This is a genomic window from Salinibacter sp. 10B (assembly GCF_002954405.1).
GTDB lineage: Bacteria > Bacteroidota > Rhodothermia > Rhodothermales > Salinibacteraceae > Salinibacter.
The window spans coordinates 3,797,508-3,814,320 of the sequence record NZ_MQWC01000004.1 but is presented as its reverse complement, the minus strand read 5'-3'; the positions used below and the strand labels follow the sequence as shown (position 1 = coordinate 3,814,320).

Here is a 16,813-nt window from a genome sequence, read left to right as displayed (position 1 = left end):
GTGCGGCCTCTTTTCGTTTCTGTCGATTTACGTCTTTTGCCCCATGCCGAAGCTCACGCTCGACGACATCGACGTTCGCGGTCAACGGGTGCTGATCCGGGTGGACTTCAACGTCCCCCTCGACACCTCCGAGGACGGCAGCCCCACCGTGGCCGACGATACCCGCATCCGCGCTGCCCTTCCTACCATCCGCCACGTCCTGGACAACAAGGGAAAGGTCATTCTTATCAGTCATCTCGGCCGTCCCGGCGGACAACCAAACCCTGACCTGAGCCTCGCCGCCGTGGCCGACCATCTCGGCACGCTGCTCGATGAGCGGGTTCGTTTTTCGAGCAACACGGTGGGAGACACCGTCGAAGAGGTTATTGCCGGCATGAATGACGGCAGCGTGATCCTGCTGGAAAATACGCGCTTTGACCCCGGGGAAAAGGCCAACGACGAGGAGTTTTCGAAGGCCCTCGCCGCCCTCGCCGATATCTACGTGAACGACGCCTTTGGGGCCGCCCATCGCGCGCATGCCTCCACGGCGGGCGTGGCAAAATATGTGGACACCGCCGCCATGGGACGCCTCATGGAGTCAGAGATTGAGGCCCTCACGCGCGTCCGCGACACTCCCGACCATCCAATGGTCGCCATTCTCGGAGGAGCAAAGGTGTCTGATAAGCTCGGGACAATCCGTGCCCTCAGCAAAACGGCCGACCACCTGCTCATCGGGGGCGCCATGAGCTACACCTTTCTCAAGGCGTTGGGTCGGGAGGTGGGCCGGTCCCGGGTGGAGGAAGATCGGCTCGACACTGCCGAGTCCTTGTTCAAGGAGGCAGACGGCCGCATTGTGCTCCCCAACGACCACGTGGTGGCCGACGATCTCGACGAAGACGCCGAAGCGTCTGTCGTTGAGGACAACATTCCGGAGGACCTGATGGGCCTCGACATTGGCCCGGCGACTGTTGATACGTACCGCGAGGCCCTCTCGGACGCAAAAACCATTGTGTGGAACGGTCCGATGGGCGTCTTTGAAATTGAGCAGTTCGCCAAGGGCACCATGGAAATTGCCGAAGCAGTGGCCGACGCGACCGACGACGGCGCCTTTTCGGTCGTGGGCGGTGGAGACTCCGTCTCGGCCCTCAGCCGCTCCGGCTTTACCGACCGCATCAGCCACGTGTCTACCGGTGGCGGGGCAATGCTTACGCTGCTCGAAGGTGCGGAACTGCCAGGCATTGCGGCACTTTCGGATGCATAGTGTTGCGTCCGGACGGCTCGGTCGAGGTTGTCATGCCTCAAGAAGGTGGGGAGGAACGTAACCGCCGCTCATTTTTCACTGCTCGTCGCTCCCATCAGGATGCTTTCTTCGATCTCCTCTCTTTTTTCTATGATCGGAGCGGCCGGCCCCATCCTCCTGCAATCCTACCTCAGCCTGGAGTACTGGCAACCCCTCGTCGTTGGAGGACTCCGGATTGCGGTGATTATCGTCGTGGGACTGGTGGCCCTCCGCCTCGTGACCCAGGCCACGACCCGATGGATGGCCCGGTTCGAAGACGTCGACGCGAGCGATCCGCGCCGGCAACGCGCCGCCACACTGAGCAACCTCATCCAGTCCTCCGCCCAGTACGTGGTGTGGCCCATCGTTACCATCATGATTCTCAGCGAAGTGGGGCTGGACGTGGGGGCGCTCATTGCGACGGCGGGCGTGGCCGGGCTGGCCATCGGTTTCGGGGCCCAAACGCTGGTGAAAGACGTCATCGGGGGGGTCTTCCTGCTGTTCGACGACATCATCCGCGTCGGCAACCTCGTGAACATTGGCGGCACGGTTGGCACCGTGGAAGAAATCGGCGTGCGGCTAATCAAGGTGCGCAAGTTTGACGGCGAGCTCGTCATGATTCCGGCAGGAGAGATTCGCACGTTCGGCAACAAGAGCTTCGACTGGGCCCGCGTCATCGTGCCGGTCGGCCTCAGCTACGAGCAGGACGTGGACGCCATTCTGCCCATCATGGAGCAGGTAGCGAAGGACTGGGCCGAGGAACACTCCGACATTCTTCTAGAAGAGGCCCCCCACGTGCAGGGGCTTATGGACTTTGGCGATTCATCGGTCACCGCGCGGATCGTCGTGCAGGTGACGCCCGGCGAGCAGTATGCCGCCGAGCGTGAACTCCGTCAGCGACTCAAGCGGGCGTTTGACGAGCGGGGCGTCGAGATCCCCTTCCCGCAGCGCACCGTGCACACGATCGACGATGCCTCCGGCCCGACCCGCACGCCCGAATCGGTCCCCTCCCCCACTTCCGATGATTCCGCGTCCGAAGGCGCGGACTAACCACTTCTTCTCCCGCTATGGCCACGGCCGCTCTCTCTGTCTCCGATCTCTCGAAAACGTACCGAACGGGACTGCTCGGTCGCTCTACGGTTGATGCCCTCAACGGCGTCTCCCTGGACGTGGAGCAGGGCGAGATTTTTGGGCTTTTGGGTCCGAACGGGGCCGGAAAAACCACACTTGTCAAGATTCTTCTCGGCCTCGTTCATCCCTCGGATGGCACCGCCGAGCTCTTCGGCACCCCGGCCCGACAGCCCGGTGCCCGAGACCGCATCGGCTTTCTGCCCGAAAATCATCGCTTTCCCGGATTTCTAACGGCCGAAAAGACGCTGCACCTGTACGGCCAGTTGGCGGACGTGCCAAGCCGTACCCGCGCCACTCGGGTACCGGATCTCTTACAGCGGGTGGGTCTGGCCAACCGGGCCGACACGAAGGTCAAGACCTTCTCCAAAGGAATGTTGCAGCGCCTCGGACTCGCCCAGGCCCTTCTGAATGACCCGGACCTTCTGTTCCTAGACGAACCAACCTCCGGCGTCGACCCAGTGGGACGCCGTGCCATTCGCGACCTCGTACTGGAAATGCGGGACAATGGAGCAACTGTCTTCCTCAACTCGCACCTGCTCTCGGAAGTCGAAAAGGTGTGCTCCCGGATCGCCATCCTGCGAGACGGAGAGGTGGTACGCGAAGGCAAAATCCAGGAGCTGACGGCGGTCGAGCGTGTCTACGACCTCGTCACCACTCCAATCTCTGAATCGCTGCGCGACACCACCGGGCTGGAACCTTCGCCGCACGACGCTCCCTCCGCCCCTGACCTTGAGTCCTACCGTGCCCACGCGGAGGATCGCCCGGCCCTGAACGCCATCCTCGACCACCTCCGCTCGGCCGACGTCGAGATCGAATCGATCACTCCCCTCCGCCGTTCGCTGGAGGACTACTTTATCGATGTGGTGGACGAGGAGCAGTCCGCGCCGTAGCCTCTCGCCACATCACGACTGCCCATGTCCCTGAGTGCTGCTACCGGAAGGATACACGTGTGAGGATGAACGGGAAGTTTGGAAAAGAGCTCCCTGCGGATCAGCGTAGTCGCTAGGCCTGCCCCCTCTTCCTTCCTCAACGTACTCCATGCTGGCATTCAACGACGCCTCTGCCGTCACTGCGTCCGAGGAGATGCCCCCTCCTCGCTACGTCCACTCGTATACCGAATCCCGTAGCAGGGGCTTCGGATGGATGACAGCTAAACACGCCTACACGTCCCCCCCTCCACCCGCTCAGTTCCCACGGAGCATGCGGAGTTGGTATTACACACGCCACCCTCTCAACAATACACCGCAAACGCGATGCGTCCCCTCTACGGCCTCCTGCAAATGACCTTTCGCGAGCTGTGGGCCAAGAAAATCGTGCTTGGGCTTTTTATCATCAGTTCGCTGGTGCTCCTCGTCATCACCTTTGCACTCAACCTGGAAGTGGTAGAGGGCTCGCTCGAAGGCCTTCGCCTCTTCGGCCAACAAGCGGAAACGCCCAATGGGGGACCGGAAGGGGTCCCACAAATGTCACTTTCGAGCGTGGTGGTGGCGGTCGAGTCCGTGGTGGCCGGGGCGGCGTACTGGGTGGGCATCCTGCTTTCCCTCTTCGCATCGGCATCTCTCTTCTCGGATCTGCAGGCGCCAGGCCGAATTGAGTTGCTTCTCTCCAAGCCCGTTAGCCGCATGCAGGTCGTTGCGGGACATGTTCTGGGGGTGTGGGCCGCCATCGCGGTTCTCACAATCTACCTGATGGGCGGCACGTGGCTCATCATGTCGATCAAGTCGGGCGTCTGGCACTTCCGTTTCCTCCTCTCCATCCTCATCGTGATCGGCATGTTCGGCGTGATGTACGCCGCGGTGATGCTCATGGGAGTATGGACCCAGAGCACGGCCCTGGCCCTTATCGTGTCGTACGGGCTCATCTTTGTATCGCTCGTGCTGGCAGGCGCCAGTGAGATTGCTCCGCTTCTCGGTTCGGTCGGCGAACCGATGTTCTGGGGCTTGTACCATGCCCTGCCCAACTTTACGGAGGTCACGGGAATCGTAACGGCCCTCGCAAAGGGAAGCAGCGTGGACTCGTGGTACCCGCTCACCTCCTCTCTAATCTTCGGAGGAGTGGTCTACGCTGGCACTACATACTGGTTTGTGACACGAGATTTTTAACGGGACCGGACAAGAATGTGAGTACACATGCCCTCATCTCCTCCGTCCCACAATCCGGACCCCGGCGACCAGGCGCCATTCGCCCCTCGACAGCGTAGACATTCTGCCTGGATTTTCCGTACGTTTTCAGCGCACCATTGCTGTCCACCCATCCCCCCGCCCCCGCATGGTTTACACGTCCCTGGATGCTCTTGACTTCCAATTCTCGGACCTTCCCTCTCTCCCTCGCCCGAATCGCGTCGTCCTCACGACCCCCACACACTTCGACGTGGAGTACGTGATCAATCCACACATGTCCGACAATGTGGGAGCGGTGAACAAGGAGGTGGCCTTCCAACAGTGGAAAGCACTCCGGGCCACGTACACGGCGCTCGACGTGTCGCCCCTCATTGTGAATGGTCGGCCCGGCCTCCCCGATATGGTATTCTGTGCCAACCAGACGCTGCCCTTCTACCAGCCGGAACAGGATCGGCGCGGAGTAGTGCTGAGCCGCATGCACGCCGAACAGCGACGGGAAGAGGTCCCATACTACGGAGAAATGTTCGCAGAGCAAGGCTACGCGGTCGAAACGCTCCCGGACGACCTGGACGTTGACTTTGAGGGAATGGGGGATGCAATCTGGCATCCCGGGCGTTTCTTGCTTTGGGGTGGATATGGATTCCGAACTGAGCCGGCCGCCTACGAGGCCCTCAGCGAGCTTCTGGACGTCCCCGTCGTGCTCCTCGAATTGCAGGATGCCGATTATTACCACCTGGATACCTGCTTCTGTCCCCTCGATTCGAACCACGTGCTCGTCGCGCCCGCGGCCTTCGACGACGAGAGCCGGGCGATCATAGAACAGGGCTTCGATACCGTCATTGAGGCCCCAGACGAGGAGGCCCGGCATCAATTCGCCTGCAACGCCCACTCCCCGGATGGGAAGCACGTTCTGATCCAAGAAGGCTGTGAAGGAACCACTGAACGCTTGCGGGCCGAAGGGTTCTCGCCGATTGAATTGGACACCAGTGAGTTTCTCAAATCCGGTGGCTCGGTCTTCTGCATGAAACAGATGATCTGGTAAAGACACGAAACGGCTCCCACGAGCGAGAGTGTGTACGTCTTGCGTGCACACCTTCTCCCTGGAGCCTCCTGCGACGTGCCGGACCGTCCCCTGGTATCCATCATCATTCCCACCCTCAACGAAGCCTCCGTCATAGAGGCTACTCTGCGTCATCTGACGGAGCAGTCCGCCCCCTTTGAGTGCATTGTCGTGGATGGAGGCTCAACCGACGGGACGCGCGACCGCGCTCGATCCGCCGGGGCCTCGGTACTCCTCACAAACCAGGGGCGAGGCCCGCAGCTCAACCGAGGGGCAGAAGCCGCCTCGGGTTCCCACCTCCTCTTCCTTCACGCCGACACGCGCCTCCCCTCAGACGGACTGACGCAGATTCGGCACGCCCTCGGTCTGCCGTCCGTTTCTGCCGGAACGTTTCGCCTCCAGTTCGACGAATCGACTCCCCTGCTCCGATTCTACGCCTGGTGTACCCGATGGCCCTGGATTCGACTCTGCTTTGGGGATCGCGGGCTGTTCGTAACGCAACAGGCATTTGACGCCGTCGGTGGCTATCCGGACTGGCCACTGTTCGAAGATCTGGAAATGGCCGCGCGACTCGACGCGTACGGGAGATTCCGCTTTCTGAACACTGCCGTCACGACTTCGGCCCGGCGCTTTCGGCGAAACGGGCCTCTCCAGCAGCAGCTCCGCAACCTTTACCTCTGGCTGCACTACGTCATCGGCACCGATCCGGAACGCCTCGCTCATCTCTATCAGTATTCCGAAACGTAACGGATATGTAAACCGACTTGAATAAATACGACCTACATAATACTAAGTAAGTAGTAATAAGCGAAGTCCCCCATCCTTCTATGCAACGGAAATCCCTCACACACCTCGGCGAAACCGAAATGGAGGTCCTCCATCACGTGTGGGACCTCGGCGAGGCGACCGTGGCCGACGTTCGCGAGCGCATCCTCGAGGACCGCGACGTGGCCTACACCACGATCATGACCGTGCTCAAGAAACTTGCGGACAAGGGCTACCTCACCTACCACAAAGAGGGGCGGTCCTACGTCTACGCCCCGGCCCAGCAGCCGAACGAGGTGCAGCACAGTCTGCTTCGGCGTCTCATGGAGAAGGTCTTTCACGGCTCTCCTTCTGCCCTCGTCCAAACGCTCGTACAGCAAGAGGACCTCTCGGACGCCGAGCGCCGCGAGATCAAAAACATCATCGGCGCCCTGGAGGCGTCGGAGCAAAGCGATGATGACGACACTGCTTGACCTCCTTTCCGCTCTCGGACAGGCGACGTGGCAGCCGGTGTGGATGCCCATGCTGGCCTGGACCCTGCTCGCCCTGCCCTTTTGGGGCCTTTTAGAGCGAACGAACCACCTGCATCCGCACGCCGAGTACCGGCTCTATCAGGTGCTCCTAGGGGCCCTCCCAGTGGGGCTACTCATCACGGTTCTTTTCGACGGAGAATGGGCACGTGCCGCTGGAATGTCGAGCGCGGGATTATCCGTCGTGGTAATGCCCCCAGTCGAACCGACAGTCCAGTCGAGTGCTGCCGCCCCCTCCCTGAGCTGGATTCACGCCGTCGGCCTTGCCACCGTCGGGGCCATTGGCATGAGCGTCGTCGGTCTGGGGCGTCTCGTCCTCGATGGGGTCGCCCTCACTCGTGTTCGAACAGACCTCAACGACGGGTCCCCGCCTGCCGAACCGCAGGCCATTGCAGATCGGATGGCCGACCGCCTTGGCCTCTCCCGTCCCGTCCAGATTTGCACGCCCCCCGACGCCGCAGTGCCCGTTACTCTGGCCGGTCTCTCTCCAACGGTGATGCTTCCCCCAGCCCTCCTCGACCGCTCGGAAGCCTTACAAATGACGCTCGCCCACGAGTTTACACACATTCGCCGGTACGACGACCTCGCTCATCTCGTCGAGCGAGCCGTCGGGGCCCTCTTTGCCGCTCATCCGCTCGTCGGTCGCTTGACAAGCCGGATCGCCGAGACGCGAGAGCAGGCCTGCGATGCAGCGGTCCTTGCCGACGCGAACACGTCGCCCGCTGCTTACGCCCGCCTGCTGGCCACCTTTGCCGATGAACGCGCTCCGCAGATCGGCACCCTCACCCTCTCCGAATCGTCTTCGTCCCTCACGACCCGACTTCGTGCCATGCACTCCTCTGTTCCTAACTGGTTGTCCTCTCCTTTCAGTCTCACCGCCGGCCTCCTCGCGGTTGGACTCGCCGTCACCTTCGGTATCGTGGCCTGCTCGGACAGCGTCGCCCCCTCCCCAACGAGCTCTGCAAATTCCCAATCTGGGAGTTTACTCTCCTCTACAAAAGAGAAAGATTTGGACGATGTTTTTGTAGAAGTCGAACAACGCCCCGATTGCGGAGGGATCCAGGCCCTTACCGAGGAAATTCAGTATCCCGATCTCGCCCGTAAGGCAGGCATTGAGGGACGAGTGTTCGTCCAGTTTATCATAAACGAGAAGGGCAACGTAACCGAACCAAAAGTTACGAAAGGGGTCCACAAATCCCTTAACCAGGCGGCCCTGGACGCCGTAAAATCATTGGAGTGCAAACCTGGTCAGCACCGGGGAACCCCCGTGAAAGTCAAAATGGCCCTCCCGGTCACCTTCAAACTTCCGACGGAAGAATCATCATCTCCAGGCGACACAGCACAGTCTCCCCAATCGGTTGTCGACAACATCAATTTCGTTTTCCACGCCCTCGACTCTCGCGAGCAGGATCGTCTCCGCTCCACCGGCTCCGTATTCAGCCGAGCCACGAGAGCTACGTTGCCGTTTCCGTATCCCGACCTCGTCCGAAAGACCGGAATCGGCGGAACGGTCGAAGTTACGTTTACCCTGAGCGAGGCCGGTGATGCGCAGAACCCAAGAATCACCCAGAGTGTGCACGAGGCCGTCGACGCGGCAGCTCTGCGGTCGGTCCAGAATACAACCTTTACGGTACGGAACGCACAGACGTGGAGTCCGGCGGGAAAGAAAATCAGCGTTCAGTTTGAGTCTCCGTCTCCAGCGGGCACCTCGTAAGTGTGGTCGTCAGCCCGAAGCTGAACGCATCGGGCGTCAGAAAAACAGGCTGAGCCCCAACACGACGAGAAAGCCCACCACGCCGATGATCGTCTCCATGACCGTCCAGGACCGGAGCGTCTGCTCCTCGTCCATCCCCAGGTAGCGGCTCACGAGCCAGAACCCGGAGTCGTTGACGTGCGAAAGCACCGTCGCTCCCGCAGCAATCGCTATTGTCGTGAGGGCCACGACGGGCGCGGCGTAGTCGCCCGACTCGAAGACCGGCGCCACGAGGCCCGCCGCCGTCACCATCGACACGGTGGCCGATCCCTGCGAGACGCGCACGACCACGGCGATCAGAAACGCCAGCAGAACAACCGGCAGGTTGGACGCCGCCATCGCCTCGGCCAGCGCCTCGCCTACGCCCGTCTCCACGAGCACCTTGCCCAGCACACCGCCAGCCCCAGTCACCAGGATGATGAGCCCCACCGGTTCGAGGCCCTTCGTCGCAATTTTCTGCACGTCGTCCATCGAGTAGCCGCCCCGAATCCCGAGCACGTAGAACGCGAGCAGTACGGCCAGAACGAGCGCAACGAACGGGTGGCCGACGAAGGAGAGGGCCGCCCGCTGTGTGGTGCCCTCGGCCAGAGCCACGTCGGAGACGGTGCCGCCGAGGATGAGGAGGAGGGGCACACCAATCACGCTGAGGGCCTGCCCGAAGGACGGCATGGACGCGTCGGGATCGCCGATCTCTTCCACCTCCTCCCGCATGGCCTCCGGCACGCTCAGATCAATGCGCTTGCCGATGTAGCGTCCGTACACGATGCCCCCCGCAAGAATTGCCGGCACGCCTGCCAGGAAGCCGAAGAGAATCACCCAGCCGAGGTCGGCTCCCAGCAGGCCCGCAACGGCCACGGGGCCGGGCGTGGGCGGAATGAAGCTGTGCGCGACTGCCATTCCGGCAAGGAGGGGAATGGCATAGAACAGCAGTGACTTGCCCGTCCGCTCCGTGAGCGTGTAGACGAGCGGGATGAAGAGGATCAACGCCACGTCGAGAAAGACGGGAATCGACACGAGGAGACCCGTAAGCCCCAGAGCCCACGGCGCTCGATCGTCGCCGAAGGTGTCCAGCAACGTCTTTGCAATCTGCTCCGCCCCCCCTGATTGCCGCAGCATCTCCCCCACCATGGCCCCCAGCCCAATCACCGTGGCAATGTAGCCGAGCGTGCTCCCCATCTCCTCCTCGATAATGCTGGCAATGTCACCGAGCGGGATGCCCCCGAGTACGGCCACCAGCAGGCTCGTCACCATCAGGGCAACGAAAGCATGCAGGCGCACATACAGGACGAGCACCAGCAGAATGGCAACGGCGAGCAGGACGAGGCCCACGAGCGACAAGGTAGACATCGGCAGGAGCGGGTCGAGGCGCAGAAAACGATCGCTCCAACATAGGGGTCGCCCGAAGACTTGTCCAGCGGGACAATCCTTGCGCTAGAAGTGCCACCAAAGGAAGGGCGTCTCTACTGCCCAAATTGGCAAAAAACACTGAAGTACGAGGGCGAGAAGGCGCGTGGGTGAACGGGAGCGTAGATGCTCCTGCATCCGATTAGACCGGCAACAAGAAAATGGGGATCACCACTCGGCAATCGATCCGTCGTCGGTGCGCCAGATCGGATTTTTCCAGTCGTGCCCCTTCTCGGCCTGCGCTCGCACCGTGTCCTCGTCGATCTCAATGCCAAGCCCGGCCCCCGTAGGCCGTTCGACAAAGCCATCCGTAAAGTCAAAGACCTCCGGATTGGCCAGATAGTCGAGCAGATCAGCCTCTTCGTTGTAGTGGATGTTGAGGCTCGTCTCTTGAAGAACGGCGTTGAGCGCGGTAAAGTCGACCTGCAGCGCCGCCGCGAACGAAATCGGTCCCAGCGGACAGTGCGGCGCCAGTGCTACGTCGTAGGCCTCCGCCATTCCGGCGATCTTTTTGACCTCTGAGATGCCGCCCGCGTGACTCAGATCGGGCTGGATGATATCCACACTGCGATCCTCGAAGACGTCCTTGAAATCCCACCGACTAAACATGCGCTCCCCGGTGGCAATGGGAATAGATGTCTGTTGCTGCAGAAGAGGAAGCACATCATTGTTTTCGGCCAACACCGGCTCCTCCACAAACATCGGATCGTACGGCTCTAACTTCCGCACCAGTTGTTTGGCCATGCCCCGTCGCACGCGCCCGTGAAAATCAATTCCGATCCCCACTGCATCCCCCACCGCCTCGCGCACCGCGGCGGCTCGCCGAACTGCCCCGTGGAGCGCGTCCGGGGTATCGATCCATCCCATCTCGGCAGTCGCATTCATCTTGACGGCCTGATACCCCGCCTCCACTTTCTCTCGGGCCGCGTCCGCGACGCCCTCCGGCCGGTCGCCTCCCACCCAACAATAGACCTTCATCTTGTCCCGTACCGGCCCGCCCAAAAGCTCGTAGACGGGCACGTCGAGCCGCTTCCCCTTGATGTCCCAGAGTGCCTGATCGATGCCCGCAATGGCACTCATCAGCACAGGACCGCCCCGATAGAACCCGCCCCGGTAAAGCTTCTGCCACAAATCCTCGATGCGGGACGAGGAATGCCCGACCACATATTCCTCCAACTCGCCGACGGCGGCCGCCACCGACTCCGCCCGGCCTTCCACCACCGGCTCGCCCCACCCTTCAAGGCCGTCGGCGGTCGTGACCTTCAAGAATAGCCACCGCGGGGGCACCTTGAAAAGCTCAAGACTCGTAACCTCGCGGCCTGGGGCAGATTCGCTCGACATTCGGCAACGGAGACACTCGGAAAAAAAGCGTGCGCCCAACCCGTACCGCCCTTACGACCGGACGACCTGTCGGGCCGGATGATCGGGATCAGGCTCCACAATACCGCGGTCGGCCGGATCCCCCTCACGGCGCAGGCTCCGGTTCCAGAACCAAATGCCAATCCCGAACAAAAGGGCAGCCCCGAAGCTCATGAGCCCATTGATGCCTGCGATGCGCATCTGGGTATCGACGACCGGCGTAGGGCCAATCTTTTCAGTGATGACGATCGGGATGCTTGCCTCCTTCTGCACCCGCACCTGAAGCTGCTCTCGGTCCATGAGCGGAGGGACAAGGCCGTGGGGCAGCGACAGCTTCTTTCGGGTGAGGGTCTCGCCTCCCGGAAGCGACACGCGGAGACTCACGAAGTCGTAGGTAACGTCCGATCGGTTGCCTTTGTGAATCGTCAACACCTCGGCCGTAGCAGAGACTCCATCAACCTTGGTTGCGTGCAGGTCGTAGGTCACTTTCGCCTGATGAAGCGAGAGGCCAAAGAACAAAAGCGGCACGAGCCACGCGGCCTGCGCAACCCGATGGAGTAGGGAGCGATCCACGGGAATGGGGAGATTCGTGAAGGGAAGCCAGAGTGATAAAACGGCGCAAGACCGATCGTGATCGGACGGCGGCGGGGATTGCCCGTGAAATGTAGAGATCGTTGCGTGATGCGAGAAGGGACGGAAATCACGTATCACGCCCCTGTCCGAGCCCCAGCCGGAGAACATCCGTCTCCCCCGGCGGCCCCCTTTCGCATAGGACGCAGGCGCTATGAGAGGAACAGGTACGGTTTCCAATCCTCATCCACCGCCCCGGCAAAATCCCGCAGAAACATAACGTAGCTGGGCCGAAACGGCTGACGGGCCAGCTCCATACCGGCTTCTTCGGGCGTGCGGTCGCCCTTCCGGTTATTGCACGTCACACAGGCCGCGACGAGATTTTCCCAGGTATCCCGCCCGCCCCGGGACTTCGGCACCACATGGTCGATGGTGAGATTGCTCTCCGTTCCGCAGTACTGGCACGTCCGCTGATCCCGTTTCAGTACATTCTTGCGTGAGAGCATGACCCGTTTGTACGGCACCTGTGCGTACTGCTTGAGACGGACGATGCTCGGCCACGGGATTTTGGTGCTCGGCGAACGAACATACTCCCCATCGACCGACTCAACAAGGTGCACCTTTTGCAAATGCATGAGAATCACGGCCCGCTGTACGTTGCAGACCGTGAGTGCGCTGTAGTCTTGGTTGAGGACGAGAACGTGTCCATTCATGGCGCGATCCCTCCTCGTCCCGCCCGGCTCCAAGGCCTGCGGGCGACGAACAGCTTTCGGTACCAATGGCGCATCACGAAAAAGAAAACGGGAAAACGTGTGTGGAAGGGAGCACCTCCTCCGGATGTCCGGCGGTTGGTGAGAAGAACGTGCGAATGCCTCATTCACGCTTCCAAAAGGCACGACGAACACCGATCGCGGACCGCCTCCAGGCAGCTCCCCGCCCTGAGCGACCGCTGAGATCGGTAGAACCCGTGGGAAGCGTCTAAAATCTCTATCTCCATATTGTAGGATTCATCCTTTGTTTCCACTTTTCGGCTCTGCGGAAAAGCATATCACCTTCATTACTCTCTTCCGGCTACAACGCCCCGCTGTAACGGCTGACTCTCCTTAGTCGTACTGTGGATGCTGCCGCTATTGTCCACTGTTTTTCACCATCATGCTCTCCCCTCTGATTTCCCGTACATCCCTGCTGTTCACCGTCGTGCTCACGGGAACGCTGCTGCTTCAGCCGAACGTAGCGGCCCAAGATTCCCCCACTTCCGAGGGACCGGCCGTCAACCTTACCGTCGGCACGGTGGGACTTAGCATTGGGGATTCGCGCCGCGTCACCGGGCTGCGGTTCAACTATCGCGACCGCTACCTCGACCGCGTCCACGGCCTCAATCTTACCCTGTGGCGCCCATACGACGACGCCGGCGGTACGATCAACGGCATAGCTGTGGGCCTCCCCCTCACCGGCGGCGACCGGTTGCGCGGGATCAGCATCGGAGCCGGCCTTACGGCGCAAACGGCCCTTCAGGGCATTTCCATGGGAATTTTTGGGGTCGGAAGCGGCGGTCGCCTCGGGGGCATTGGACTTGGAGGGATTGGCATCGGAGCTGGCGACCGGCTTCACGGCCTCATGGTGGGAGGATTGGGCGCCGGGGCAGGCGACGACGCAAACGGAGTCCTCATTGGCGGCCTCGGTGCCGGCACGGGAGGAACGAGCACGGGCGTCCTCCTCGGCGGACTGGGGGCCGGCGCCGGAGACAATGCAAACGGCGTCCTCGTTGGAGGCCTGGGGGCCGGTGCGGGAGGCAGCGCCTCGGGGATTCTCGTCGGAGGGGCCGGCGCTGGGGCCGGGGCGCGTGCAACCGGACTGCTGATCGGAGGCCTCGGCGCCGGGGCCGGGGATGATGCCACCGGCGTCCTCGTGGGCGGGCTCGGCGCAGGTGCGGGGGACGCGCTCCACGGCATCGGGGCCTCTCTGGGCGCCGTGGGGGCGGGTGCCCGGTTCAACGGCATCGGTGTTGGAGGACTGGCCGTAGGAGCTGGCGACGCACTATCGGGGGTCGCAGTGGCCGGACTCGGCATTGGAAGTCCTCGCATTACAGGACTGACCGTGACCGGCGGATACACCCGTGTAGAGGACGGTGTTCTTCGGGGAATGAGCGTTGGGGCCTACAACGACATTCGGGGGACCCAACAGGGCCTTACCATCGGACTTTATAATTACACCCGATCCCTCCACGGAATCCAGATTGGAATCCTCAATGTTGCCCAGAATAATCCCGTCTGGGCTCGGGTGCTTCCGATTCTCAACCTGAACCTGTGATTTGTTTTCCAAGGGTCCTCCCGCCGCATCTCATTGTGCTTTCCGTCGCTCCGACCTCCTGTCTTCGTTTGAGCAGTGGTTCTTCTGCCCATCCCCTTGAAGATCCGACCGATTTCGTTCTCTTTCCAAACACAGGATCGTTCCAATGGGAACCAGGACGACCGCCTCCAATACAGTCGTGTCGAGTTGTCGGCGAACGACGATTGAGCTCCGATAGGCTCGTAGCTCAACCTGGTAGAGCAACGGACTCTTAATCCGTGAGTTGGGGGTTCGAATCCCCCCGGGCCTACTTCCATTCTTCTGTCGAAAATGCCCCCCCAAGCCGCTGCTACAGGTGGTTTCAGGGGCATTTTTGTTTCGGGGATATTGAAGGCTGTTGCAGCTGAGCAGCCCCCGGTGTGAAACCTCGAAACGAAGACCAGCAGGATGACAGTGAGGGCCCCAGTCCTCTCCGGTAGAGTTCAGCTGTGCACTCCTGCGGATTTTCTGTCCCGAAGGAGTTCGGCGCACGCATTCCCCTGCTCAAGGCGTTTCGAAAACCGACCGCCGTCGGTCCGGTCGGACTGTCAGTTCTCAATCGTTCCCCAGGACAGGATCGAAGTGGCAAAGGACTCGACAACGTTCCGGTCGGTCACCGCGGATGGACGTCTCCCAATTCGACCAATTGAACGAAGCTTCCACAAAACCACTGCGGAATTCGGTACGGACAGACGTCTGACGGCCCCTTCTCACACAAAAGGACCTCGTTGGATCTATTTTTGCTTTGTCTCAACTGTAGTATTGTAGCTGCTTTTTCTCATCGTTATTTTTGGATCTATGAGCAAGATTGACGACCTGATCCAGGACTTTGCCGACAACGTTCCCAACTACATCTCCACCGCGATCGTCGACATGGACAGCGGTATGGGCGTGGGGTCCTATTCCGCGGATCCTGAATTCGATGCCTCCGCCGCCAACGCAGCTTATACCGACTTCGTACAGGCGAATCGCGACGCTCTGGAAATCCTCGACGCCGATCCGCTCGACACCACCGACATCCTGATTACGACCAATGGGATGTATCTACTAATCCGAGAGCTCGGAGAAGACTACTACATGGGCACGGCCATTTCTCAAGATGGAAATCTCGCCCTCGTCCGGAAGAAGATGGAGCAATACGAGGATCAATTCCTACGAGAACTTCCGGGAGCAAGCGTGGAGTAGGTTTCCTCTGAAAATGGCTTGTGCTATAGTGTGAAATATATGACCCCTTGAAAGTACGGTCTTTTCAAGAACACAGCATGTTCGTTGCCCGCGGACCTCTCGACGAGACAGCCATTCCGGGCGTCTGGGGTGCTTACAGATGCTGTCCCACATAGCACAATACGTTCTGAGACTGAACGCAGCGTCGGAACGACCGACTCTCCGGGGCTGTCGGGCTGGACGCGCGCAGCGACCGGGTGCTCGCTCCGGATTCCTTGAGGAGGGAAACTGGACCATGATACCGGACTCCTCTCCCTTCCTCTTGGGTCTGCAGAACTTGCACGGTACAACCTCAGCGCTTTCTCCCTCCCCGGCGGTGTGCCCCTCAGAAGGAGGTTCGGCCGCTCCCACGCATTGCCATTTGGAGAACACACGGCGGCCCGCTCCGGCTTCGGAGCGGGCCGCTGTTGTATAGTGTTGGAAACACAACAATCACAGTTTTTCCGGATCCCGCACGGGGGGCGATCGATACCGCCTAGGAGAGAATGATTACTTATTCCGGCTCCATCTCCCCGTGGTTCGCCCCAACTGCCGAAGTGACACCCGAGATCGGAGAAAGTGACACGTTCAGTCGGAGGGAATGCTCCTTCGTGCCGCAAAATGTCATTTCGTTCCGCCGGTCGGGACCTGGAGTGGATATTGTTTGTTTATAGGATCATCCTCCGAGCGAGCCTCACATGAGGGCCCTCTTCTTTAGAGGGGAGGTCCTCTTTCGCCTTGTTGTTTTCCCTCACTCAGCGCTTTTCTAGTATGAGCTCTACGACGAATTACTGCCTGAAAGGACCGCAGGATCAGGTTGTCGGCTTTCGACTCGGTGCCGAAGAACTGGGTCACGAGATCTACGACATTCTCGACTGGGCCGACGCGCACTTTTCGTCGTACTTCGTCGAACAGACCAACGGACGGGTTTATGTCTGTTCTGAGGCGGTTCGGGACACACTGGGAACGGAGGAGATCCGTGCCGAACCGCTTTCGATTGAGAGTGGCGGACCGGGCGATCCTCCCGGAGGCAGTCCTGGAGGAGGTTCCGCCGGAGGCGGCTCTGCTGGAAGTGACCCTGTCACCAGTAATGACGGCGGGGGGGCCACTGCCGAGCCCGCCGGACGCTAACTCTCTCTTCTCTTCTCGCCCCTCCGTCTAGGAGGGGCTTGCCCTCAATCGGACAGGAGCCTTCAACACGTCTCCCTCTCCATTGAGAAGTAGATGTCCTCCGGCCTGTGGATGCTCTACATGAACTGCCACAGGCACAGGAGCGACCCAGTTCGTTCCCTCACCTCGACGGACAGAGATCCGCTTTTCCATCGCCCTTCT

15 protein-coding genes and 1 tRNA gene are annotated in these 16,813 nt (G+C 60.9%); 12 read left to right on the top strand and 4 right to left on the bottom strand.

The genetic code is table 11. The features are described from left to right. The first annotated feature begins 43 nt into the window (after positions 1-43). From BSZ35_RS15485 to BSZ35_RS15450, 8 genes are all read left to right on the top strand, one after another. Positions 44-1,240: a phosphoglycerate kinase gene (locus BSZ35_RS15485; RefSeq protein ID WP_105013287.1), complete on the top strand. Its 1,197-nt coding sequence runs from the start codon at positions 44-46 to the stop codon at positions 1,238-1,240. A 99-nt stretch (positions 1,241-1,339) separates the two neighbouring features. Then, complete coding sequence (locus tag BSZ35_RS15480; RefSeq protein ID WP_258096741.1) at positions 1,340-2,308, top strand: mechanosensitive ion channel family protein; 969 nt, start codon at positions 1,340-1,342, stop codon at positions 2,306-2,308. 17 nt (positions 2,309-2,325) lie between these two features. After that, a complete protein-coding gene (locus BSZ35_RS15475; RefSeq protein WP_105013285.1) occupies positions 2,326-3,279 on the top strand; it encodes an ABC transporter ATP-binding protein in 954 nt (317 codons plus the stop codon). 363 nt (positions 3,280-3,642) lie between these two features. Further along, positions 3,643-4,491 (top strand): ABC transporter permease subunit, encoded by an 849-nt coding sequence (locus BSZ35_RS15470; protein WP_105013284.1) that lies wholly within the window; start codon positions 3,643-3,645, stop codon positions 4,489-4,491. Positions 4,492-4,657: 166 nt separating this feature from the next. After that, positions 4,658-5,551 (top strand): arginine deiminase-related protein, encoded by an 894-nt coding sequence (locus tag BSZ35_RS15465; protein WP_105013283.1) that lies wholly within the window; start codon positions 4,658-4,660, stop codon positions 5,549-5,551. 75 nt (positions 5,552-5,626) lie between these two features. Next, entirely contained in the window at positions 5,627-6,316 is a 690-nt protein-coding gene (locus tag BSZ35_RS15460) for a TIGR04283 family arsenosugar biosynthesis glycosyltransferase (RefSeq protein ID WP_105013881.1), read from the top strand. A gap of 80 nt (positions 6,317-6,396) precedes the next feature. Further along, positions 6,397-6,807 carry a BlaI/MecI/CopY family transcriptional regulator gene (locus tag BSZ35_RS15455; protein WP_105013282.1) on the top strand — a complete coding sequence of 137 codons (411 nt, stop codon included), beginning with the start codon at positions 6,397-6,399 and terminating at the stop codon, positions 6,805-6,807. Further along, positions 6,788-8,578: a M56 family metallopeptidase gene (locus BSZ35_RS15450; RefSeq protein WP_105013281.1), complete on the top strand. Its 1,791-nt coding sequence runs from the start codon at positions 6,788-6,790 to the stop codon at positions 8,576-8,578. The genes BSZ35_RS15455 and BSZ35_RS15450 overlap by 20 nt, the downstream gene beginning before the upstream one ends. 36 nt (positions 8,579-8,614) lie before the next feature. Here BSZ35_RS15450 and BSZ35_RS15445 read toward each other — a convergent pair whose 3' ends face one another. From BSZ35_RS15445 to BSZ35_RS15430, 4 genes are all read right to left on the bottom strand, one after another. Then, on the bottom strand, positions 8,615-9,964 hold the full coding sequence (locus tag BSZ35_RS15445) for a gluconate:H+ symporter (RefSeq protein ID WP_105013280.1): 1,350 nt from the start codon (positions 9,962-9,964) through the stop codon (positions 8,615-8,617). A gap of 225 nt (positions 9,965-10,189) precedes the next feature. Further along, positions 10,190-11,362: a galactonate dehydratase gene (dgoD, locus tag BSZ35_RS15440; protein WP_105013279.1), complete on the bottom strand. Its 1,173-nt coding sequence runs from the start codon at positions 11,360-11,362 to the stop codon at positions 10,190-10,192. A 51-nt stretch (positions 11,363-11,413) separates the two neighbouring features. Continuing rightward, a complete protein-coding gene (locus BSZ35_RS15435) occupies positions 11,414-11,953 on the bottom strand; it encodes a hypothetical protein (RefSeq protein ID WP_258096740.1) in 540 nt (179 codons plus the stop codon). Between the two features lie 209 nt (positions 11,954-12,162). After that, a complete protein-coding gene (locus BSZ35_RS15430; protein WP_105013278.1) occupies positions 12,163-12,663 on the bottom strand; it encodes an HNH endonuclease in 501 nt (166 codons plus the stop codon). 439 nt (positions 12,664-13,102) lie between these two features. On the opposite strand from BSZ35_RS15430, the gene BSZ35_RS15425 reads away from it, so the two are divergent. From BSZ35_RS15425 to BSZ35_RS15410, 4 genes are all read left to right on the top strand, one after another. Further along, positions 13,103-14,260, top strand: coding sequence for a hypothetical protein (locus BSZ35_RS15425; protein WP_105013277.1), 1,158 nt, complete (start codon positions 13,103-13,105; stop codon positions 14,258-14,260). Between the two features lie 215 nt (positions 14,261-14,475). Beyond that, positions 14,476-14,549, top strand: a tRNA-Lys gene (locus BSZ35_RS15420). Positions 14,550-15,076: 527 nt separating this feature from the next. Then, positions 15,077-15,463 carry a hypothetical protein gene (locus BSZ35_RS15415; RefSeq protein ID WP_105013276.1) on the top strand — a complete coding sequence of 129 codons (387 nt, stop codon included), beginning with the start codon at positions 15,077-15,079 and terminating at the stop codon, positions 15,461-15,463. A gap of 789 nt (positions 15,464-16,252) precedes the next feature. After that, the gene (locus tag BSZ35_RS15410; RefSeq protein WP_105013275.1) at positions 16,253-16,612 is read left to right on the top strand and encodes a hypothetical protein; all 360 of its coding nucleotides are present in this window, start codon (positions 16,253-16,255) and stop codon (positions 16,610-16,612) included. Positions 16,613-16,813: the final 201 nt, after the last annotated feature.